Genomic DNA, 21,437 nt, shown 5'->3' with positions numbered 1-21,437 from the left:
TAAGAAAATCTAGAGTTAAAGATTGACGTATGATTATATAAAGTATATTGTAGATAAGTAAAGTCTTTAATGTAGAGGAGTGAAGTAGAGTGACTGATGGAAAAAATGTATCGGATACCGATCTGTTATTTGATCTTTCTGTATGGGAAGAGGCATGGAAGAATCGTCCGAGAAGTTCAAATTATAAGAAGAAAAGCGTCCCCTCTAATACAGAAGAAGCATTTGGGCGGTGGGCCAGGGATTATCATGCACAGTCGTTCACTGAAGAAGGAAAGCAGCGTTCTGAGCGCATTATGGGCTGGATTGAGAATCAGGGTGTAGAATTTGCAGGGTTATCCATTTTGGACATTGGAGCAGCCTCAGGCATATTTACCATTCCTTTTGCGGAAAAGGGGGCAAGTGTGACCGCAGTTGAGCCTTCTGAGTTACTTGTTTCACTCATGAAAGAGACGATACCTTCATCTTTGGAATCCAATATCGAAATCGTAAACGAACGATATGAGGAAATCTCCATTAAGGATAAGGGTTGGGAGAAAAAATATGACTTTGCATTTGCATCCATGTGTCCAGCAATGTCGGATTGGGAAACGATTGAGCAGGCGATTAATTGCGCCCGGAAGTATGTGTATATAAGTACTATGGCGGGACAGAAGGAACACACACTAATGGATGAACTTAAGGATGTACTGGGTGTAACTTCTTCACACAAGGTCGGCGATATGGGGTATATCCAACAATTGTTGTATCTGAAGGGGTATTCATACACCATGATCATTACGAAAGAAGTTAACTCATTTGAAATACCGGTGGAAGAGGTTGTAGAGAAGCTGCCAGAATGGCTTAATACGTATGAGTTACCATCGGATGAAGATTCTCTCAGACTGGCTGAGAAGTATATTCGGGATACGTACAAGGATAGTACGGTGACCTTCTCACGCGGAGCAAGGTTTGGTAAAATTCTAATCCAACTGGAACAGCCCAATATGAAAACAGTTCGTACTAAGGATAAGCGATAAATCGGATAAGCTCGGCACGTGTACTAATAAACGGGAATTGAGGCGGACAATGTAGTCTAACGTCTAAGATGACGCTAGCAAGCATCACAATGCTGTGCCAAAAGATGAACGGTTGAAACATATGAGGTTAAGATTGCAGAAGTGAAGTTGTAAGTGAAGGGAGCAGGTTATGTGCTCCCTCTTTTTTGAAGCACTTATATCGACCGCTTTGAACCAGACCCTCGTTTATTTAGAGATGTTCGAGACAACGAAAAACAAAACACATACCTCGTTTTCAGAGAGTGATCTCTTAAGCATATTCCCTGTTATTTCAGTTGGTAGAGCACTCGACGGTTAATCGAGTTGTCACAGGTCCGAGCCCTGTTAGGGGAGCCATATGGAGAGGTATCCAAGCTGGCCGAAGGAGTACGACTTACAATCGTGCTCCTTTTCTAATTTCTGTTCGACACTTCTACTTTCTGCTTACGCTCCCGGTACTGGCCGGGTGTGATTCCTTCCCACTTACGAAATGATCGGATAAAGTTTTGCGGATTATTGTACCGAAGTCGTGCTGCGATATCTTTAACGGTTAGATCACTTTCGTCCAGCCATTTTTTAGCGATATTAAATCGGTACTTGGTCAGATATTCACTAAATGCACAGCCTGTCTCTTTGCGGAAAACACTACTTAAGTAGTTTGCATTGTAGTGAAGCTTAACAGCACATTCCTCAAGCGTCAGATCCTTATCATAATCTTGATGAATCATGGCAATCATTTTCTCAGATATATGCTGATACTGGGCATACTGTCTTGCTTTAAAAACCTGGATGACGGGCAAGATGACTTGATGGTTAAACCAATCTTCAACTTCAGCAGCGTACTGCAAACCATGAAGTTCATGAAACATCGAGCCCCGACCTTGGGAGATCTGTCCGAGTCGTATGCCGGATTCCTGAGTCATTTGCAAAATATGCGTGAGTAGCCTCGTAAGAGCCACCTCATACTCCTCGGGTGTAACCTCCATACCAAAGATCACTTCAAGCAGTTGTTGCAGAAGAGCAGAGGCCTGGACTTCGTCCGCACTTTGAATAGCTTGGATCAATGAATATTCCAATGATTCCGGGTAGGTCATGGGCCAAGTGGGAGCGTAATGATCTATGTTCTCATATTGAAAAATAATGCCTGTTCCCAGCTTCATCCGATGCCTCAATGCTTCCATGGCTTCTGTGTAAGCTTGAGGGATGTGATATATAGAGCTGTGCGGCTGGCTGAATCCTATACTGACTTGAAGAGTTAGAATCTTATCCATCTGTTGTTGTAACTGGTCTGTTAATACATATAGTTGCTGTGAAAAAATAAACTGATCCTGTTCAACGGTGCCAATCACCGTGACTACCGTATGTTCCAGCACAATGGGAAGCAATTGTTGGTTATGCACAACCGTTTCCGCCAATATATTTTGAATAGCGAATAATAAGAGGTCACGATCACTAGCTCTATATTTTGTATGATTAACGAGATCGGCCTGTAATGTAATAACAGCAATTTGTTGCCATTCCCGAACCTGATGCGTGTAGCCATATTCATTCAAGGTGTCATGAAGAGTATGAACAGGGATCTTACCCTGGAATAGATTGATCATAAAATGAGTGCGAATCTGCAACAGATGCATATTAAGTGTGTTCTCTAATTGGGAGCGAGAGGCAGATAATTGTGAGACTCCTGCTCTAATCTGTTCGAACTCATCAGAAAATGGTGGTGATTGCTGAGCTAATGTGTTTCCTTCTTTGGACAGGTGGTTGTCACCAAGTTGGGTTAAAAGTTTACGAATCGGGACATGCATTCGCTTGGAGCCGAGCCAGGCGAATAATAATGAAAGTAAAAGTAAGAAGATACTGATATACAAGGTGTGTAATCCGATATCGATATATTCTTGTGTCAGAATATTGGTAGGTGAGATTAGAACATAAGTCCATCCTTTTAAGGTAGAAGGGCTATACGTCAGAGTATAATGTGTATCGGCGATCTTAACTTCCCGTTTTTCAAAGCCTGTTGAAAATGTGATGGGTGATAGTTTGGTTATGTTGGCTTCCGTATCCCGATCCTGTAATCCAATGGCAGAGAACGGTTGTCCAATGTATACGGGATCGGGATGCACCAAGATACGTTGTTCCCGATTCAAAATGATCAGTCCTGAGGCAGCATTGCCTAAGGAGGCTTCTCCTAGTGTATTTTGCAAAGAGCATGCAGGGATTCCCGCAATCAGGGCAGCATCGGATGACGTATTCAGATTCGGAATAGACCTCGCAAGGGCAATATGATAGATACAGCCTGTACCGGGTGACCGCTCATCATTACTGAACACCGATGAAGGGGAGAGCTGCCATCCAGAGGTTAGCGTATCCGATATCAATTCCTTCATGGGAAGAGCCAGTGGAAAATCCGTATTACGATATAATCCGGCATGATCAATAAGCCAATTCTGAGATTGATTCACCAGGGTAATATCTAACAAAGGTTCCCATGACCTCATATTCTGAAATTCGCTCTGCAGCTTTTCGGCAAGTAAAGGTCCTTTCCCTTGTAATGAAGAAGAAGCAGACAGGGAACGGAGGGTTACTGGAGAGCGAACGGCCTGATCAAGCATATAACTGACTGTGGCGAGTTTGTGCTCTACGTTGGATTGCATTTGTTCCAGTAACTGTCTGTTGGCCTGTGTACGATGCAGCTCAGTTTGGTTTGATGAATAGATAAATGCGGCAATTCCAGTTAACAAAATGGGCAGAGTGCTTAACAGGATTCCGAAGATGATCATTTTATGGAGATAGTTGATTGGTCGCACAGTTTCAGTTCCACCCCTGACATTAGAAATAGTAACACTTTCTATTTTAGTAAACGCTTACATATAGAACAATCTAAAATTTGTTTATTTGGATAAAAAAGTAATTTCACAAGAGGGTATAGGGGCAGAGATAAGGGATTGCTGACAGATGATCTTGCAGAAAAGGCTAGTGAAACGGCTTGGACTGACTATCCTGAACGGAATCATGAGAAACGAAATTGCAGTGTGAACGTAAATAGAGACATGGACATCATTCTCTCTACAGGTCGATATCGGCTAAAGGGCAGCCTGAATACGGGTAATGGAAGGTATCTGGAGTGCTATTCAGCTTAGGTGGAACGTTGGTCTTATACAGGGACAGTCAAAGGTCCAACTAGATCCCCGACCTGAGTCTAGGATGAAAAACCGTCCACGGTCTGTTTTGAAAAGTTGCGGAATCCCCTAGAATAAGGACATAAGGTTAAACAAGAAACACGGAAACAAAAACAAGAAACAAACGAACAAATGACTCAACACATTAAAATGAACGAATGGAAAGGGTGGTGAACAACAATTATGAGATTGAATAAGGGAAATGGCTGGGCGATTGTATTGATTGCACTGGGTGCACTACTCCTCTTCGGAAAGTTAACTCCACTTCTTGGACACTTAATGGGTTATCTGATTCCGGTCCTGATGATTGCACTGGGATACTACGGAGTTAAACGAGGGAATGTGATGCTTGGCTGGATTGTTCTCATCATCGGTATCATCTCACTGATGGGTAAACTGGCATGGTTGATCGGACCGATCATCGCGATCGGGTTAATCATCTTTGGTATCTCAATGCTAAGCAATAACCGCAGTCGTCGTGGTCGGTACTAAGTTTTCACGATTATGAAAAGGAGGGACAGAACATAATGAGTGTATTTCGTCGAATGCGGGATATTACCGTAGCCAATCTGAACGAACATTTGGAGCAAAGTCAGGATCCAGTCAAACTGATTGATCAGTTCCTGGTCTCGACCCGCCAAGACATCGGTGAAGCCGAGAAACTTCGTCATCAATATGCAAGCCATACCAGACAAATGAAACAACAAGCCGATCAGGCAGCAGGTATGGTGAACAAACGGGAAGAACAGGCTTCCATGGCTTTGAAAGCAGGGGAAGAACATCTCGCTAAGCTGGCCTTGCAGGAGAAAATCCTCCACGAGGAAAAAATGGAACAGTACAATGAATTGTATGCACAAAGTTATGCGGCATTACAGGAGCTGGATGAACAGATCGACCAGCTGAAGGTTGAATATCAAAATGTATACAGCAAACGCCAATATTACTACGCTCGTATGCAGACGATTCAGTTACAACAACGTATGAACCAGAGAGGCAATCACAACGGTCAGAATGTACCTCGTATGTTTAACCGACTGGATGATCAAGTCTCTGATCTCGAATATGAAGCACAAAGTCTCCGCGATATCCGGCGGATGAATCAAGATGGTTCAGGAGTGACTGGCAGCATGTCATCCTCTACGCTGGATAAGGAACTGGAACGCTTAAGACAGAAATTGAACAATGACAGAAAGGAGTAGTCACATGAGTAAATTATACCGCTCGGCGCGTAATCGAATGCTAACAGGTTTGATCGGCGGCATTTCTGAAAATCTAGGATTGAGTACCACGCTGCTACGTATCATTTTCTTCATCAGTATTTTCGCTACGGGAGGTACATCATTGTTGATCTACTTCATCGCTGCATTAGTGGTACCAAAGGAATCCAATCACGTTGATCCATATGCTTATGATTCCAACGTAAGAGGATACAAGTAAACGAAAGGAGCAAGCACATGAGCAAATTATACCGCTCAACGCGTGACCGGATGTTAACCGGCTTGTGCGGCGGAATTTCCGAAACCATCGGAATGGATTCCACCCTGCTGCGTATCATCTTTGTTATCAGTATCTTCGTAACTGGCGGCACGTCGTTGTTAATATACTTTATTGCAGCACTGGTGGTACCAAAAGAACCGTATCCGCCTTATGATCCATATGGCTACGGTCCGAGCCCAGGCCCTGGTCCTGGTAGAGGATACAACAACTATGATCACCAGCCACCAAGAGGTCCTTTTCAAAATAATCACAACCAGCAAGGTCCTGGTAACTTCGGTCCCGGCCCTGGATTCAACGGCAGACCTCAATCTGGTCCCCGTTCTTATGACAACAACGCCTACGGAGCAGGAGCACCACAAGAAAGTGAACTTGATTCCATGATGAAAGATATCGAGAAAAAAGCACTGAAAAAAGAAGTTGAAGAGCTTCGCCAAAAATTATCTCGTTACGAGAAGGGAGAAAAGTAAAATGGGAGTATTTAAACGGATTAAGGATATGACGAAAGCATCGGTAAATGATATGTTGGATAAAGTAGAGGACCCGATTGTAATGTTGAACCAGTACTTGCGTGATATGGAGGCTGAGATTCATGAGGCAGAGGTAACTGTTGCCAAACAAATGGCAAATGAGCGTCGCATGAAACAACGTTTGGATGAAGCGGAGCGTACTTCGGTACAACGTGAGTCCCAAGCAGAAGCTGCTCTGTCTAACGGTCAGGAAGAAGTGGCACGCAAATTGTTGGAAGAGAAAATCTACTTTGATCAAAAAATTACAGAGTACAGCGAACTGCACGCACAGTCCGAAGCACAAGCTAAAGATCTGTTGCAACAGTTGCATGATATGAAAGATGAGTTCTACAAAATGCGTAACAAACGTAATGAACTCGTATCCCGTGCCCAAATGGCAAAAGCCAAAAAACAAATGTCTTCCATCAACAGCTTGCATTCGATCGAAAGTGGCGGCGCATCACTTGGATTCCACCGCATGGAAGAGAAAATCATGCAGCTGGAAGCTGAAGCTGACGTAGCTCGTGCACCTTATCGCAACACATCATCCACGTATACGAATCCTGTAGATGTGGAAAAACAGTTCAAAGTGGATCAGCAATTACAAGCCCTCAAAAATAAAATGGGCAATGGTTCCAAGAATGAAGCGAACGGAACTTCAAAAGAATAACTGTTCGCTTAGTGGACAATATGATATTCTATAAATCGTGTATAATGTACGGTTGGTAGAACAAAAGTTAAGCCATACAGGACTTCATTGCCTGGTATGGCTTTTCCGTTGAATAAAGAGAGATTAACTTACAGAGGAGGTGCGGCGGGGATGAATCAAAAGAGTAAATGGTTTGCAGTTGTCATTATGATTATTGGCACAATGATGTTATTGAATGACAATATCAACTTCCTGACCGCTGCCGCACTGATTCTGTTAACGGTTGGAATGATTCAAGTCCGCAATGGGGATACCCGCAAAGGTCATCGGTATCTTGGCATTGGTGCGGCACTGTTATTGCTGGATAATTTAATGATTGTATTTTTGATTGTACTTGCGTCTTTAGCTTACTTTTATTCAAAAAACAAAAAGATTCATCTGGACGAAGGCGTTATGAAGAAACAGAATTTCATGGCTCGTTACTACTGGGATCAATCATCCTGGAAGTTACGTAGTATGAGTCTGTGGCATGCCATAGGTGAGGTTAACGCCGATCTATCTCTTTCGATTCCGGAGGAGAAACAAACGATTGTGCTGCTGCAAGGAGTTATGGGTAATGTTCGCCTTACACTACCAGAAGATTATGGTGTGGAGATTGAAGCATCGGTTCTTTTCGGCCGGATTAATCTTCTTGGAGAACAAGATAGCGGCATGATGAACAAATTAGTATGGAGAACACCTGGATATGAATCCAGTGAACATAAAGCAAAATTTGTCATTTCTTATATTGTTGGCGACCTAAACATCAGTAATCCGTAGTAAAATAGATGAAGAGAAGGAGGAGACCCCGATGAAGACAAAACGACATACCGACATGGTAACCCGAAGTATGGGTGAAGGGATCCTCCTGGTTTTCATTGTGCTCGCTGTTATTTTGTATGTATTGTATACATATGGTTATCTTGCTCCGTTTACAGGTTGGCGTCATCTGATTCAATCGGGTCTGGCCTTATTGCTGCTTCTGATTGGAATCGGTGCGGTCTTTGGGTTCTATCAGAGTTACCGGGTTAAACGCCGGCTCGAACTGCTGCGGGAAACACTTCTACTGTGGGAGAAGGGCTCTCTATCACGCACTGTACCTGATCTGGGCGATGATGATGTGGGCCGTTTAAGTGAGCAACTCGGACGAATCGGCAAAAAGTGGGAAGATCAGATATCTTCGCTCCAGCGATTGTCTACTCATAATGCACAGCTTGCTGAACAAGCCAGAATTACGGCTATTGTGGAAGAGCGGCAACGTTTGGCACGGGAACTGCATGATGCGGTATCACAGCAATTGTTCGCGATATCCATGACAGCAACAGCCGTTGGACGGAAGATGGAGAAGGATTTTGAACGTGCTCAGCGGCAGGTGGCTTTGATTGAGGAGATGGCTTCGGTAGCCCAGTCCGAGATGCGTGCGTTACTGTTACATCTGCGGCCAGTCTATCTGGAGGGTAAACATCTCGAACAAGGTCTGCGTGATCTGGTGATGGAACTGAAAACAAAAGTACCCATGGACATTGTGCTCGAAATGGACGAAGACATTGATCTGATCAAAGGCATCGAGAATCATCTGTTCCGGATTGTTCAGGAGGCTATGTCCAATACGTTACGACATGCAAAAGCGGAAAAAATGGAGATACGGATCCAGCGCCGTACTGATGCGATCCGGGTATTGATTCGTGATGATGGGCAAGGCTTCGATCTGGATGAGAATAAACAAGCTTCCTACGGTCTGGCTAACATGCGTGAACGTGTTACGGAGATTGGCGGGGCCATACAATTTGTAACAGCGCCTGGTAAGGGAACGCGGATTGAGATTACGATACCTTTGATGGACGATGAAAGCGAGGAAGAACATGTCAATGGAACCGGAAGTCGAAACGGAGACGGAAACGTCGATCAAAGTATTGCTCGTGGATGATCATGAGATGGTACGTATTGGTCTTGCAGCGGTACTGGATACCGAAGATGGAATTGAAGTTGTTGGTGAGGCAGGTAGTGGAGAGGAAGGTATTCGGCTTGCACAGGAGTATAAGCCTGATGTTGTTCTGATGGACCTGGTTATGGAAGGCATGGATGGCATTGAGGCTACTCGTCAGGTACTTAAAATGTATCCGGAGTGCAAAGTCATCGTATTGACCAGTTACCTGGATGATGAAAAAATGTATCCTGTCATTGAAGCAGGCGCATTCAGTTATCTGTTGAAAACATCAAGAGCCAATGAAGTGGCAGATGCGATTCGCGCAGCCGCTCGCGGGCAATCCGTTCTGGAGTCACAGGTCGCTTCGAAAATGATGAATCGATTCCGACAGCCACAGGCAGCAGCTCCTTTGCACGATGAATTGACGGACCGTGAAATGGATGTGCTCCGGTTACTTGCTAAAGGCAAATCGAATCAGGACATCGCTGATGATCTGATCATTGGTATTAAGACAGTCAAATTCCATGTTACCAACTTACTGGCAAAATTGGGCGTAGACGACCGTACACAGGCCGCGATCTATGCTTATAAAAACGGACTTGCAGAGTAAGCAGGATCATATGCAATATCATAATCAAGCCAAAGAACCGTGCATTAATGTGCGGAATTTATAGATAAGAAATGATTATATAAATTGAATTAAAGATTTACACAAAACGGAGAGGACAGAAAGAACCTGAAGAAGCGAAGCTAAAAGCTTTCTGAAAGAAAGCTACTTCGGAAGCATACACTTCGCCTTTATGCCCGAATTTTCACCTTGAAAAAGGGAATCAAAAAATCTGGGGATAACAGCGATCGGAAGGTTGTTCTGTCAGCGGAGTGCGAGTGTAAATATTGATTAGTTCAATTTATCTAGAAAAGGATGAATAGAAAGCTCCGATCTGCCATGGATGTGGCGGGTGGGGCTTTTTTGTTGTGTGAAGAAGAAGTATAGCTAATGCGGGAAAGGGGCATGCTGTTGATAGATTCATAGAATGCAAGAAAGAAGCGGGGGATTCAAATGTTAAATCGTTGGATGACAGCAGGTATCTTGGCAATAGCAATCATTATTCTTATCGGTGTGACACAGGTATATGCAGAGAAGAACGAATCCAAAGCTGCCCAACTGGAACAACTAATCTATACAGCTGACAGCGTGATTGATAATGTTGATCGTCTGGTGATTAAATGGCAAGGAGAAGGCCGGGGAGATGCACAAGCACAAGCAGCATTACTGGCCAGTCACTTGGGTCTGGAACAACCAGTACGGGTACGCCAGACGGGCCATGATGTGTACCGTAGTGAGCTGGTTGTAGGTACAGCTAATGGTGGCGTAGGTATGTTGGCCAATGTCGTCGAGACTGGAGATAACGGTTACTACGCCATCGTACAACTTTCAGGGGATGCACACACGGATCGGAAGGCATTAATGACAGTACATGAACAGATCGGTCAACTGCTTGTAGACTCAGGGATGAAGGCAAACTGGAATATGTCTGTGCAAGGTACTGCAGCTAATGTTATTAAACGTGATGCGAGTCAGCAGTTAGCACTCATCGAGAAAGACCTGTCCAAAAATGTGGATATCGCCTCCGTTGAACGTTATACGGATGTAGCCAGCGCAAGTGTCTCTTATGAGGCGGCTGAGCTGCCCCTATCGATCAAGAGTGGCTCGCACATGTTGAATATGCAACTCGCAGTTCACCAGGTTGGAGACGAGGTCGACAATCGAATTACAGTGGGGTTTCCGGTGATTACGATTGAATATTAAGGGATGAATTTTTCATGAATTAGGACCCAATATTGAGAATCTTTATCAGAAAAATGAGTTTGAAATAGTGCATCCATTACGTTGATATGCTAAAATGGCATCACATCCAAGAAGGAACTTGCTGGTAATTGACAGTTGTATGTCGTGCATATATAACACCATTACATAGCTCGGGGAGAGCATGAAGGTTATCTTCCCGGAAGAAAGAGGAGCCCATGGTCGAAAAACAATCGCAAGATGAAGTACAGACACCAGGCGCAGTATTTTTCATTTTTGGAGCAACGGGTGATTTGGCCCGCCGGAAGCTGTTTCCGGCCATCTACAGTCTTTACCGTGAAGGCAAGCTTGCCGAAGACTTTGCGGTTATTGGCGTAGCACGTCGTCCGAGGTCCCCAGAAGAATTCCGGGAAGACATCTATGAATCCATTAAAGAGTTCTGCCGTTATCCAGCGGGGGAACCTGATGAGTGGAACGCTTTTGTCGATCATTTTGAATACAAAGCACTGGATATCAATAATGTGGAAGGATTCAAAGAGCTGCGTGCGCAGACGGAGCATCTGGAATCGAAGTTTAAAACGCCGGGGAATCGGCTGTTCTATCTGGCATTGGCACCTGAGCTGTTTGGCAGTGTCTCGTACAGTTTGCGGGACGGCGGTATGTTGGAAAGTCAGGGGTGGAACCGTTTGGTGATCGAAAAACCATTTGGTTATGATCTGCAATCCGCTGAACATCTGAATGAGCAGATTCGCGAGGTATTCCGTGAAGAGGAAATCTATCGGATTGATCATTATCTGGGCAAGGAAATGGTGCAAAATATCGAAGTCATTCGATTTGGAAATGCTTTTTTTGAACCGCTCTGGAACAACAAACATATTGCCAACGTTCAGATTACGCTGGGTGAGACGGTAGGCGTGGAAGAACGTGGTGGTTATTATGATCACTCTGGCGCACTGCGTGATATGGGGCAAAACCATATGCTTCAGATGCTGACGATGATTGCGATGGAACCACCGAGTCGCCTGTTCCCGGAGGACATTCGGGATGAGAAGGTGAAGGTACTGCGTTCATTGCGGGCCTTTACTTCGGATGAGGAAGTGAGCAACAACGTTGTGCGGGGACAGTATTCCGAAGGGGAGTACCGTGGCAAGCAGCTTCCGGGGTATCGCCAGGAAGACAAGGTTGATCCGCAGTCGAATACGGAGACTTATTTTGCAGCACGTGTATTCGTGGATAATTTCCGCTGGGCGGGTGTTCCATTCTACATTCGGACAGGCAAGCGTCTTCCGGTGAAAACGACTGAGATCGTAGTTGAGTTCAAGTCGATGCCAAACAACGTGTACCTTGGGAAAAAATATAAGCTCGAACCGAACTTGCTGGTCATTCGGGTGAATCCGATGGAAGGCATATATATCAAAATTAATGCCAAGAAACCAGGCTCTGATTCCGAAATTCAGCCACTTGCAATGGATTTCTGTCAGAGCTGCATGATTGGAATTAACTCGCCTGAAGCGTATGAACGTCTGCTGCACGATGCAGCAGAGGGTGATTCTACGTACTTCACCCGTTGGGATGAAGTGGCAACAGCCTGGTCCTTTGTGGATCGGATCGCAGCAGCCTGGGGGCAGAATCAAGGAGAGCTTCATACGTACCCTGCTGGAACTTGGGGACCAGAAGCGACAGATAAGCTGCTGGAGCAGGACGGATTCCACTGGTGGCCGGTGAATGGTCAGGACGAGGACAGCGTGATCTGGCAAGTGAACGGTTAGGTTAAGGGAATTAACAACATAAACAACATGACTGAGCCTGGAGACTTCGCAATTTTGCGGTGTCCCCAGGCTTTTTAGCGGGTAAAAGGGAGGTATCCATCATAAGGAAATAAGTAATTTAAATTAAGTTGTTGACAAAAAGTAAGTATGTAACTTATACTCAACACATGAGTTAAAGAGTTACGCAAATGACAAACTTCATCCGGGCAAACGTTTCGGATAAGTTATCATTCATGAGATAAAATGTAAACCAGTTGAAGGGGTTTGCGTCACAGAGAATCATGAAAAAAATATGCATAATATCTTTAATCTAAGAATACTATTTTGTATATATTGAATGGAGGAAAAAGAAAATGATGTTGGATGTAGGGTTGTTGTTGATTCGTTTGGTGATTGGATTGTCGTTCATGGCGCACGGGGCTCAAAAGCTGTTTGGTTGGTTCGGAGGTTACGGAATCAAGGGTACAGGCGGCTGGTTTGAGTCGATGGGCATGAAGCCCGGTGCATTGGTGGCGCTGCTGGCTGGACTCGCGGAATTTGGTGGCGGATTGCTGCTGGCTCTGGGTCTGCTCACACCGGTAGGTGGCATTCTGATTGCATTGACGATGGTCATTGCGATTGTGAAAGTCCATGGTGCGAACGGATACTGGTCCACACAGAACGGATTCGAATATAATCTCGCGATTCTGGTGATTGGTGTAGCGCTGGCCTTGACAGGTGGCGGACAATACGCGCTGGATGCATTGATTTTCTAAAACCGATAACTAAAAATGAATGAGGAGTGCTTGGATGCCATGAAAATGGCTGAAGGGTGCTTTTTTTTTTGCAAATGAAAGAGAAGAATCTGCGGTAGTAATCGGTTATTTTCGGTACAGATTATGGTACAATAGGAGAGTTGGGTTAAGAAGCAGTTCACGGTATGGATGAAAGCACAGATTTGAGGAGGATGAACTCCATTGTAAATGTGTAAAATTAATCTAGTGTATGAATACCTCGTATGCAAAATGACCAGTGTACAATCAACCGGCTTTGCCGGATTGCATAAAGATTGAATGATGGACCGGCGATGCCGGATTAACGTGAATGAACGGACGAAAGGGATTAAACCTATGAGCAAAGCTGCAAATGATATTCTTCAACAGGAAGTGGACAAACGCCGGACGTTTGCCATTATCTCTCACCCGGATGCGGGTAAAACCACATTAACCGAGAAACTGTTGCTGTTCGGGGGCGCGATTCGCCTTGCGGGAACGGTAAAAGCTCGGAAAGCCAGCAAACACGCAACCAGTGACTGGATGGAAATTGAGAAACAACGGGGGATCTCGGTTACCTCTTCCGTAATGCAATTTGATTACCTGAACCATCGCGTCAACATTCTGGATACACCGGGTCACCAGGATTTCAGTGAAGATACGTATCGTACACTGACGGCTGCCGACAGCGCGGTGATGTTGATTGACGTGGCAAAAGGTGTCGAGGCACAAACGATCAAGTTGTTCCAGGTATGTGCGAAGCGTGGCATTCCAATCTTTACGTTTATCAACAAACTCGACCGTGAGGGTAAAAGCCCATTTGATCTGATGGAAGAACTTGAAAATGTACTGGGTATCCGTTCAGTTCCGATGAACTGGCCTATTGGTACAGGTCGCGAGCTGTGCGGTGTGTATGACCGGATGAAAAATCAGGTGGAGTTGTTCCAAGGGGACGATCACTCGACAATTAAAGTTCAGAAAGTAAACGGTTATACAGATCCAATTATCCGTGAGATGGCAGGAGAATATCTGCATGATCAGTTAATTCAGGATCTGGAGCTTTTGGACGTTGCGGGAGATCAGTTTGATATGGAGAAGGTTCAACGCGGCGAATTGACCCCTATTTTCTTCGGTAGTGCGATTAACAATTTCGGCGTGCAGACCTTCTTGGAGAATTTCCTGGAACTGGCACCGAAGCCTGAACCACGCCGCAGTACGGCAGGAGAGATTCAGCCAACGAATGAGAAATTCAGCGGTTATGTATTCAAGATTCAAGCGAACATGAACCCGGCACACCGGGATCGTATTGCGTTCCTGCGTATTGTATCAGGCAAGTTCCAACGTGGAATGAGTGTGAAGCATACTCGTGTGGGTAAAGAGATCAAGCTGTCACAGCCACAGCAATTCCTGGCACAAGATCGGGATATTGTGGAAGAGGCGTATGCCGGCGATATTATCGGTTTGTTCGATCCGGGCATCTTCCGGATTGGCGATTCACTGAGCCAAGGCAGCGAGGTTATCTTTGAAGAGTTGCCAACGTTCTCGCCAGAGATTTTCGCTAAAGTTACCGTTAAAAATGCGTTGAAACATAAACAGTACCAAAAAGGAATTGACCAGTTGACGGAGGAAGGAACCATTCAGGTGTTCCAGACGGCAAGTTTCGACGAGACAATTCTCGGCGTAATTGGTCAACTACAGTTTGAGGTATTTGAATACCGGATGAAAGGTGAATATGGGGTAGACGTGCAATTGCAGCGTATGCCTTATCAGTTCGCTCGCTGGATCGTGGACGAGAATCTGGACCCAAGCAAATTCCGGATTAACTCTGCGCTTGTAAAAGATAAAAAAGGCAATTATGTCGTGCTCTTCGAGAATGAGTACGCGATGAGAACGGCTATGGATAAAAATCCTACAGCTAAGTTCCTGGAGACTGCGCCTTAAGTGAAGACGGAAGTATTTCGTGGGAATTGTTAAAAGGTTAGTTAAACGTGACAAGTTCATGTGATGAGATAGAGCTTGTACAAAATAAGATCCCTCCGCCAATTGGCGGAGGGATCTATTGCTATACACCTTACCTGGAGGCGGGTATGATCCAGCCGAATAAGGGAAAGCTTTCTTTTGCAGACAGAACAAACGGTTTGATGGTTACCTTACCCTCCAATGCTTCCATTAGCGAAGCGGTTGAACGGGAATGGTGTGCAGATGCTCCTGCGCGATTTGAATGAGTTCTTCCTGCTTGGCAGGTTCTGTGTTCTTCCAGATCATCTCGAAAATGGCGCCAAGTCCGGGTAATGCAGCTTCCGGTCCATCTACTGAACCTTCAATCATCTCCCGGAGCTGATCATCACTCTTGTCATGAACTTTATGAACAATCGCTTCACGCAGGCTTAATGTAATGGGCATCGCAATTCCCTCCTCGTATATTCGGCTGCTCTAATACTGTTCCCTGGGAAGCGCGAGCGCATTCAAGTTTATCAGGCTTTGTGGTATACTACGAAGGATTATTTACGTTAGCATGGGTATCCGTAATGATGCGTCATGCTGAAGTGCAGCGGGAGGTTAAGACCCTAATGGCCAAGAAACAGTATGCCGTAATTGGCATGGGACGGTTCGGATCAAGTGTTGCCAATGCACTGAGTGGTATGGGATTTGACGTGCTGGCAATTGATGCGGACGAGCAGCGGACCCAGGAAATGTCCAATGTGGTGACCCATGCGGTTTCGGCAGATTCAACAGATGAAGAAGCGCTGCGAGCGCTGGGCATACGGAATTTCGATGTTGTCGTTGTGGCAATTGGTGAAGATATACAGGCGAGTATTCTGACAACCTTGATATTGAAAGATATGGGTGTACCAGTGCTGATCGTAAAAGCTCAAAATGAGCTTCATGGTAAGGTGCTGCAGAAGATCGGGGCAGACAAGGTGATCTATCCTGAGCGGGATATGGGACTACGTGTAGCCCATCATCTGACCTCGCCGAATATACTCGATTATATTGAGTTGTCTGAGGATTACAGCATTCTGGAGATGAGAGCTTCCGAGCAAATGATCGGTAAGAACCTGATGGAATTAAACATCCGGGCACGTTTCGGGTGTAACGTGATGGCGATTCGCAGTGGGAATTCGATGAACATCTCGCCGTACGCGGAGGACCGGATCGAAGCTGGAGATGTGCTGATCATTGTGGGTCACAAGGATCATTTGACGAAAATGGAGCTTGCGTATCCGAAGTGATGGATGCAGATGGGAAGGATGGAAAGATGGATATTGTATCACCGCAAAATACACGTGTAAAAGAATGGGCACAGTTGCTGGAGAAAAAGCATCGTACCCGTCAACATAAATATATTATTGAGGGCATTCATCTGGTACAGGAAGCATTGCGGGTCGGAGCGGATCTGGAGTGCATCGTCTACGATGGAGAGCAAGGCGTACCTAGCGAACTCGCCGGGCTTGAGAACCCGCTACAGCGTGTAGAGTGGGTTAGTGTATCTCCTGCGGTTATCGCCAAATGTACGGATACGATGACACCACAGCCTGTGTTCGCGATTGTGCGTAAAGACAGCGAGCCACTCGAAAGCCTGATCGCAGGAGCGCGTGGGCTTGTTGTTGTGCTGGATGGGGTGCAGGACCCAGGTAATGTGGGGACAATCATCCGTAGTGCTGACGCAGCTGGAGCAGCTGGGGTCGTACTTGGCGCTGGCTGTGCTGATGTATATAACCCAAAGACGATTCGCTCGACGATGGGGTCATTGTTTCATCTGCCCATTGTGGAGGGCCAGTTGGAATCCTTGCTTCCCGAAGCGAAGGCCGCGGGCGTGAAGCTGGTAAGTACTTCTTTGCAGGCAGAGCATTCATGTTATAGTTATGATTTTACGCAGTCGGTGTGGCTTGTCATTGGTAACGAAGGCAAAGGCATCTCGGATGCTACGGCACGTTTGGTAGATGATGCGATTACGATCCCGATGCAGGGGCAGGCAGAGTCACTTAATGCTGCAATGGCGGCAACGATTCTGTTATTTGAGGCGATGAGACAGCGGATGTTTAATTAACTAATAATAACTTTCCCCCAACCACCAAAGGCTGGAACCTGGTTGCCGCTTTTCTCGGGCCATGTTTCCAGTCTTTTTGTCTTTCTCTTTGAAGCACCACAGCAGGGAATTTCCATTCAAATCCCGAATAGGTGATATAGTTTCTATCTCTTAAGCTGATGGGCAGGTGTTCATTTTGGAAATGAATAATGGAAAAGGAAACACTCTCTTTAGGGAATTTATGACTTGGGCTGGGGAAAAGGGCTGGGACATAATGAGTAAATCCGGTTCGCAGCTACATTTAAACAGCGGCATTACTTCAAGATATAAAGGACTTCCAGATGAATATTTAGAATTTCTAAATGTAGTTGAAAAATGCGTTGCACCGGATGAGCAAACCTGGTTTATTTGTGAGGCTGAGTTCAACAATAGCACGGAGAGCGCATTCCAATGGAATGAATTTGAAATGCTTAGTTTGGAGGCAGCAGAGGGTGATTCTATTTGGGAGTCAGAGATAACGGCCTGGTGGGATCATCACTTGCCGATCGTAATGTCTGTGGAGTATGGATATTCCTTCTATGCCATTGACTTAACAACCGACAGTGGAGCTATTGTCCGTGGATGTGAGCCTGAATTTGAAGAAGTTGAAAAGGTATCCGATTCGTTTGGAGAATTTCTGGCATGGATGATGTTGAATTCAGATTAGTGTAGCTAGGAAAGGTTGATGTTTAGTGATGGAAGGAAAATATGTGAAGTCATCACTTTCGTAAGCGAGGCCGGGGTAAGGCGTGTTTGCCTAATGCTGATTGCCCTGATGGTTATACTTGTGGCCAGCGGCCTGACATTAGATTATTCAATGAAAGAACTTATGAAACGATATAGGAATTCTCAATTTATGATATAAAAATGGTTTATATAGCGTGTTTTTATTCTCATTTAAGTATGTTCCAAGCATATTATTTATATATAAAATAATTCTTTACTGTTCGTTCTAGAAATGATATGCTAACAGCAAGTTAGATCTAACTGTTTTTTTTTGCATAATAAAGAACGATCGTTCTCAAAACTAAAATTACACTAATCTAAAGAATATGAGGGAGAGAATATGATGAAATACACAGTGATTACAGGAGCAAGTTCAGGAATTGGATATGAAACAGCATTGGCATTTGCAGCACGGGGTAAAAACTTGATCTTGGTAGCTAGAAGATTGGATAAGCTGGAAGACCTTAAATCGACTATTCAGGGTATCGACCCTAAAGTAAATGTTGTCGTTCACACAAGCGACCTGTCTGTTACCGCAGAGGCGTACACGCTATATAACGATTTGAAGGAATATGAAATTGAGACTTGGATCAATAATGCAGGGCTTGGAGAAGGCTCGTTCATTGCTGAACAGAATTTGGATAAAGTGGAGACCATGCTGCGTGTTAACATCGAATCTTTGACCATTCTCTCTACATTGTATGTGCGAGATTATGCGAATGTCGAAGGTACTCAATTGATTAACGTCTCATCCGCACTTGGATATGCGATTGCTGTAGGCAGTGTTGCTTATTCTGCATCAAAATACTACGTTAGTGCCTTCACAGAAGGTCTTGCCAAAGAACTGGAACTGAAAGGTGCAAAACTAAAAGCGAAGATCCTGGCACCAGCGATCACGGAAACAGAATTTGTACAAAAATCAATAGATGCTGAAGGATTTGATTACAAAGCGAATATGCCCAAATACCATACAGCTAAAGAAATGGCTGGCTTCATGATTGATCTGTATGATCACAATGAAGTGGTCGTAGGAATTGTAGACCAGAACTATGAGTTCCAACTGACAGGTGCAATCTACCCAGTGATTTCAGAATTGAATTAATACAGCAGAATCTAGAGGATACATTTACAAAATCCCAAATAAGAAGAGGAGAGTACAATCCATTGGAAAAGATATGGAGTAAAACAAAGATTGGCAACATGGAATTGCCTCATCGACTAGCGATGGCACCTATGACACGCAGTCGAGCACAAGAAGATGGTACACCTGGAGAGTTGGCGGCACTTTATTATGCTCAGCGTGCAACGATGGGACTTCTGATTACGGAAGGAACACAACCATCTGATGATGGACAGGGATACTTGTGGTCACCTGGCATCTACACCGATAAGCATATTGAAGGATGGAAAAAGGTAACGGATGCGGTGCATGAAGCTGGCGGATATGTATATATCCAATTAATGCATGCGGGTCGCATATCACATCCAGATAATACCCCGCATCATCGTCAACCGGTTGCTCCATCTGCAATCGCACCGGGTGTAGAAATGTTTACGGCTACAGGGATGCAGGATATCCCCGTTCCCCGGGAATTGAGTCAGGAGGATATTCAAACGACCATTGTCGATTTCCGAAAAGCAGCCGCCGCAGCGATTGAAGCAGGGGCGGATGGCGTTGAGATTCATGGGGCTAACGGATACTTAATCAATCAATTTTTAGGAGAAAATTCGAATACACGCACAGATGAGTATGGCGGATCTATTGAAAATCGTGCTCGCTTTGCGATTGAAGTAACCAAAGCCATCGTGGAGGAAATAGGGGCAGAACGAACAGGCTTCCGTATCTCACCAGGGACACCGCTGGGTGGAATTCAAGATGGCGAACAAGGTCCTGATCTGTATCGCTACCTTGTAAAAGAATTAGCTCAATTGGATTTGGCTTACCTTCATGTTATGCATCTTGGAGATGAGAACCTGCTCCAAGACATTCGTTCGATCTGGCAAAATCCATTGCTGGTCAATCGGGCTGGAAGAACGTTGGATGATCTCAGTGTCGATTTAGATCGTGGTCTCGCTGATGTGGTACCTGTAGGTGTATGGTCCTTAGCTAATCCAGATTTGGTGGAACGACTTCAACAAAGTGCGCCACTGAATGAAGCAGATCCGACAACATTCTTTGGATTGGGAAGTAAGGGCTACACGGATTATCCTACGTTGGAAGAATTAAAGTCACAACAGGGGCTACACTAGCACAAAGTATGGAACATGGCGTACAACTGAACACTGCGCGCCATGTTCCTAACATAAGTTGAACTAATCATTTTACACGATAACAGCGAATGGAAGGTTGTTCTGTCATCGTAGTGTCAGTGTAAATAATCTTGAGTTCAACTTTTATAGTCTACAAGCAAAGGAAGAGGATAAATGATGAGAGCAGCTCAAATACAGAAATACTCCAAAAAAATCCAAGTGGAAATCAATAATATTGAGATACCTCAGATTCATAGCCGTGAGGTCCTTGTCAAAGTGAAAGCTGCAGGTGTAAATCCGCTGGATATCTTGAATATGAATGGCAGTGTTCGGATGATTGCCGACTATAAGTTACCTCTAACTTTAGGGAATGAATTATCGGGTGTCATTGAAGCCGTCGGTGATGATGTTTTGAATTTTAAAGTGGGGGATTCGGTTTATACCAGGTTGCCACTGAATAAAATTGGTGCTTTTGCTGAATATGCAGCTGTACATGAGGATGCCTTATCCATGATGCCTGAAAATCTGTCTTTTATCGAAGCTGCTGCGGTACCCCTTACTGCCTTGACCGCGTATCAAGCATTGCATGATGTACTCCGAGCTGAACCGAATAAAAAGTTGTTTATACCTGGCGGAACCGGGGGATTCGGTGCGATGGCTATCCCGATTGCCAAGTCTATGGGATTAACGGTGATTACAAGTGGCAGTGAGAGGGGCAGAGCACGTAGTTTATCCATTGGAGCAGATCAATTCATTAATTATAAGACTGAGCGTTATGCTGACATTCTGTCCGATATCGATTATGTGATCGATACCTTGGGTGCAGACGAGATCAAAGCTGAACTGAGCATTTTGAAACCACAGGGGAAATTAGTCTCTTTGAAGGCGGGACCCAATTATCGTTTTGCAGTGGACAGTCAATTCCCGTTGTGGAAAAGAGCATTGTTTGGTCTCGTAGGTGCACGCCTGGATTCTTTAGCGCGTAAGAATCAAAATGAATATCGTTTTTTATTTGTGCATTCCAGTGGGATTCAATTGCAAGAGATTACAGCTCTTGTAGAAAAAGAAGACATTAAACCTTCGATCGATTCTACGTATACGTTTGATGACATTGAAAAGGCATTGATTAAAGTATCCACGGGTCACTCCCAGGGCAAAGTCATTGTTACCTTTTAAAGGCTCGTTAAGATGATGCTCATGCTATTCAATGTTTGTTTTCTGAACAGGAGGGAAGCC

General features: G+C 44.8%; 21 protein-coding genes and 1 tRNA gene. 20 read left to right on the top strand and 2 right to left on the bottom strand.

The features are described 5' to 3' along the window. Positions 1–89: 89 nt before the first annotated feature. Both V6669_RS25470 and V6669_RS25465 read left to right on the top strand, forming a co-directional pair. On the top strand, positions 90–1,016 hold the full coding sequence (locus tag V6669_RS25470) for a methyltransferase domain-containing protein (RefSeq protein ID WP_338588526.1): 927 nt from the start codon (positions 90–92) through the stop codon (positions 1,014–1,016). 298 nt (positions 1,017–1,314) lie between these two features. Further along, a tRNA-Asn gene (locus V6669_RS25465) sits at positions 1,315–1,391 on the top strand. Positions 1,392–1,447: 56 nt separating this feature from the next. On the opposite strand, the gene V6669_RS25460 is transcribed toward V6669_RS25465, so the two are convergent. Continuing rightward, positions 1,448–3,838: a helix-turn-helix domain-containing protein gene (locus V6669_RS25460; RefSeq protein ID WP_338588525.1), complete on the bottom strand. Its 2,391-nt coding sequence runs from the start codon at positions 3,836–3,838 to the stop codon at positions 1,448–1,450. 555 nt (positions 3,839–4,393) lie between these two features. On the opposite strand from V6669_RS25460, the gene V6669_RS25455 reads away from it, so the two are divergent. The 12 genes from V6669_RS25455 to V6669_RS25400 all read left to right on the top strand — a co-directional run bounded on the left by V6669_RS25455 (position 4,394) and on the right by V6669_RS25400 (position 15,097). Further along, positions 4,394–4,702 (top strand): hypothetical protein, encoded by a 309-nt coding sequence (locus tag V6669_RS25455; RefSeq protein WP_017692311.1) that lies wholly within the window; start codon positions 4,394–4,396, stop codon positions 4,700–4,702. A 35-nt stretch (positions 4,703–4,737) separates the two neighbouring features. Beyond that, complete coding sequence (locus V6669_RS25450) at positions 4,738–5,409, top strand: PspA/IM30 family protein (protein ID WP_017692312.1); 672 nt, start codon at positions 4,738–4,740, stop codon at positions 5,407–5,409. 4 nt (positions 5,410–5,413) lie between these two features. Continuing rightward, positions 5,414–5,647 carry a PspC domain-containing protein gene (locus V6669_RS25445; protein WP_017692313.1) on the top strand — a complete coding sequence of 78 codons (234 nt, stop codon included), beginning with the start codon at positions 5,414–5,416 and terminating at the stop codon, positions 5,645–5,647. A gap of 17 nt (positions 5,648–5,664) precedes the next feature. Continuing rightward, a complete protein-coding gene (locus V6669_RS25440) occupies positions 5,665–6,174 on the top strand; it encodes a PspC domain-containing protein (protein ID WP_338588524.1) in 510 nt (169 codons plus the stop codon). A gap of 1 nt (position 6,175) precedes the next feature. Then, complete coding sequence (locus V6669_RS25435) at positions 6,176–6,883, top strand: PspA/IM30 family protein (protein ID WP_017692315.1); 708 nt, start codon at positions 6,176–6,178, stop codon at positions 6,881–6,883. Between the two features lie 150 nt (positions 6,884–7,033). Next, positions 7,034–7,681 (top strand): cell wall-active antibiotics response protein LiaF, encoded by a 648-nt coding sequence (gene liaF / locus V6669_RS25430; protein WP_338588523.1) that lies wholly within the window; start codon positions 7,034–7,036, stop codon positions 7,679–7,681. 31 nt (positions 7,682–7,712) lie between these two features. Next, positions 7,713–8,828 (top strand): sensor histidine kinase, encoded by a 1,116-nt coding sequence (locus V6669_RS25425; protein ID WP_338588522.1) that lies wholly within the window; start codon positions 7,713–7,715, stop codon positions 8,826–8,828. After that, complete coding sequence (locus tag V6669_RS25420) at positions 8,770–9,438, top strand: response regulator transcription factor (RefSeq protein ID WP_091020933.1); 669 nt, start codon at positions 8,770–8,772, stop codon at positions 9,436–9,438. The genes V6669_RS25425 and V6669_RS25420 overlap by 59 nt, the downstream gene beginning before the upstream one ends. A 450-nt stretch (positions 9,439–9,888) precedes the next feature. Continuing rightward, complete coding sequence (locus V6669_RS25415) at positions 9,889–10,638, top strand: YwmB family TATA-box binding protein (protein ID WP_338588521.1); 750 nt, start codon at positions 9,889–9,891, stop codon at positions 10,636–10,638. Positions 10,639–10,853: 215 nt separating this feature from the next. Continuing rightward, positions 10,854–12,404 carry a glucose-6-phosphate dehydrogenase gene (gene zwf, locus V6669_RS25410; RefSeq protein WP_249912796.1) on the top strand — a complete coding sequence of 517 codons (1,551 nt, stop codon included), beginning with the start codon at positions 10,854–10,856 and terminating at the stop codon, positions 12,402–12,404. A gap of 356 nt (positions 12,405–12,760) precedes the next feature. Next, on the top strand, positions 12,761–13,159 hold the full coding sequence (locus V6669_RS25405) for a DoxX family protein (RefSeq protein ID WP_024634146.1): 399 nt from the start codon (positions 12,761–12,763) through the stop codon (positions 13,157–13,159). A 354-nt stretch (positions 13,160–13,513) separates the two neighbouring features. Continuing rightward, a complete protein-coding gene (locus tag V6669_RS25400; RefSeq protein ID WP_338588520.1) occupies positions 13,514–15,097 on the top strand; it encodes a peptide chain release factor 3 in 1,584 nt (527 codons plus the stop codon). 228 nt (positions 15,098–15,325) lie between these two features. On the opposite strand, the gene sspI is transcribed toward V6669_RS25400, so the two are convergent. Further along, the gene (gene sspI / locus V6669_RS25395) at positions 15,326–15,559 is read right to left on the bottom strand and encodes a small acid-soluble spore protein SspI (protein ID WP_036673259.1); all 234 of its coding nucleotides are present in this window, start codon (positions 15,557–15,559) and stop codon (positions 15,326–15,328) included. Between the two features lie 128 nt (positions 15,560–15,687). Between sspI and V6669_RS25390 the strand changes: the two genes are divergently transcribed. The 6 genes from V6669_RS25390 (at position 15,688) to V6669_RS25365 (ending at position 21,377) form a co-directional block, all read left to right on the top strand. Next, the gene (locus V6669_RS25390; protein ID WP_076211287.1) at positions 15,688–16,389 is read left to right on the top strand and encodes a TrkA family potassium uptake protein; all 702 of its coding nucleotides are present in this window, start codon (positions 15,688–15,690) and stop codon (positions 16,387–16,389) included. A gap of 26 nt (positions 16,390–16,415) precedes the next feature. Next, positions 16,416–17,207, top strand: a complete 792-nt coding sequence (locus V6669_RS25385; protein WP_338588519.1) for an RNA methyltransferase — start codon at positions 16,416–16,418, stop codon at positions 17,205–17,207. A gap of 181 nt (positions 17,208–17,388) precedes the next feature. After that, a complete protein-coding gene (locus V6669_RS25380; protein ID WP_338588518.1) occupies positions 17,389–17,892 on the top strand; it encodes an SMI1/KNR4 family protein in 504 nt (167 codons plus the stop codon). Between the two features lie 402 nt (positions 17,893–18,294). Beyond that, entirely contained in the window at positions 18,295–19,053 is a 759-nt protein-coding gene (locus V6669_RS25375; RefSeq protein WP_338595049.1) for an SDR family NAD(P)-dependent oxidoreductase, read from the top strand. A gap of 62 nt (positions 19,054–19,115) precedes the next feature. Beyond that, a complete protein-coding gene (locus V6669_RS25370; protein WP_338588517.1) occupies positions 19,116–20,201 on the top strand; it encodes an alkene reductase in 1,086 nt (361 codons plus the stop codon). Positions 20,202–20,378: 177 nt separating this feature from the next. Next, the gene (locus V6669_RS25365; RefSeq protein WP_338595048.1) at positions 20,379–21,377 is read left to right on the top strand and encodes an NADP-dependent oxidoreductase; all 999 of its coding nucleotides are present in this window, start codon (positions 20,379–20,381) and stop codon (positions 21,375–21,377) included. Positions 21,378–21,437: the final 60 nt, after the last annotated feature.

It is taken from the genome of Paenibacillus sp. Y5S-9 (assembly GCF_036894235.1).
Taxonomy (GTDB): domain Bacteria; phylum Bacillota; class Bacilli; order Paenibacillales; family Paenibacillaceae; genus Paenibacillus.
Note: the sequence above shows the minus strand (reverse complement) of the source record. Positions and strands in the feature narration are given on the sequence as shown.

Excerpts from the sequence above, each read along its gene's own strand:
- V6669_RS25455 (WP_017692311.1), top strand. The coding sequence starts at position 4,394 with ATGAGATTGAATAAGGGAAATGGCTGGGCGATTGTATTGATTGCACTG.
- V6669_RS25450 (WP_017692312.1), top strand. The coding sequence starts at position 4,738 with ATGAGTGTATTTCGTCGAATGCGGGATATTACCGTAGCCAATCTGAAC.
- V6669_RS25445 (WP_017692313.1), top strand. The coding sequence starts at position 5,414 with ATGAGTAAATTATACCGCTCGGCGCGTAATCGAATGCTAACAGGTTTG.
- V6669_RS25440 (WP_338588524.1), top strand. The coding sequence starts at position 5,665 with ATGAGCAAATTATACCGCTCAACGCGTGACCGGATGTTAACCGGCTTG.
- V6669_RS25435 (WP_017692315.1), top strand. The coding sequence starts at position 6,176 with ATGGGAGTATTTAAACGGATTAAGGATATGACGAAAGCATCGGTAAAT.
- liaF (WP_338588523.1), top strand. The coding sequence starts at position 7,034 with ATGAATCAAAAGAGTAAATGGTTTGCAGTTGTCATTATGATTATTGGC.
- V6669_RS25425 (WP_338588522.1), top strand. The coding sequence starts at position 7,713 with ATGAAGACAAAACGACATACCGACATGGTAACCCGAAGTATGGGTGAA.
- V6669_RS25420 (WP_091020933.1), top strand. The coding sequence starts at position 8,770 with ATGGAACCGGAAGTCGAAACGGAGACGGAAACGTCGATCAAAGTATTG.
- V6669_RS25415 (WP_338588521.1), top strand. The coding sequence starts at position 9,889 with ATGTTAAATCGTTGGATGACAGCAGGTATCTTGGCAATAGCAATCATT.
- zwf (WP_249912796.1), top strand. The coding sequence starts at position 10,854 with ATGGTCGAAAAACAATCGCAAGATGAAGTACAGACACCAGGCGCAGTA.
- V6669_RS25405 (WP_024634146.1), top strand. The coding sequence starts at position 12,761 with ATGTTGGATGTAGGGTTGTTGTTGATTCGTTTGGTGATTGGATTGTCG.
- V6669_RS25400 (WP_338588520.1), top strand. The coding sequence starts at position 13,514 with ATGAGCAAAGCTGCAAATGATATTCTTCAACAGGAAGTGGACAAACGC.
- sspI (WP_036673259.1), bottom strand. The coding sequence starts at position 15,559 with ATGCCCATTACATTAAGCCTGCGTGAAGCGATTGTTCATAAAGTTCAT.
- V6669_RS25390 (WP_076211287.1), top strand. The coding sequence starts at position 15,688 with ATGCGTCATGCTGAAGTGCAGCGGGAGGTTAAGACCCTAATGGCCAAG.
- V6669_RS25385 (WP_338588519.1), top strand. The coding sequence starts at position 16,416 with ATGGATATTGTATCACCGCAAAATACACGTGTAAAAGAATGGGCACAG.
- V6669_RS25380 (WP_338588518.1), top strand. The coding sequence starts at position 17,389 with ATGAATAATGGAAAAGGAAACACTCTCTTTAGGGAATTTATGACTTGG.
- V6669_RS25375 (WP_338595049.1), top strand. The coding sequence starts at position 18,295 with ATGAAATACACAGTGATTACAGGAGCAAGTTCAGGAATTGGATATGAA.
- V6669_RS25365 (WP_338595048.1), top strand. The coding sequence starts at position 20,379 with ATGAGAGCAGCTCAAATACAGAAATACTCCAAAAAAATCCAAGTGGAA.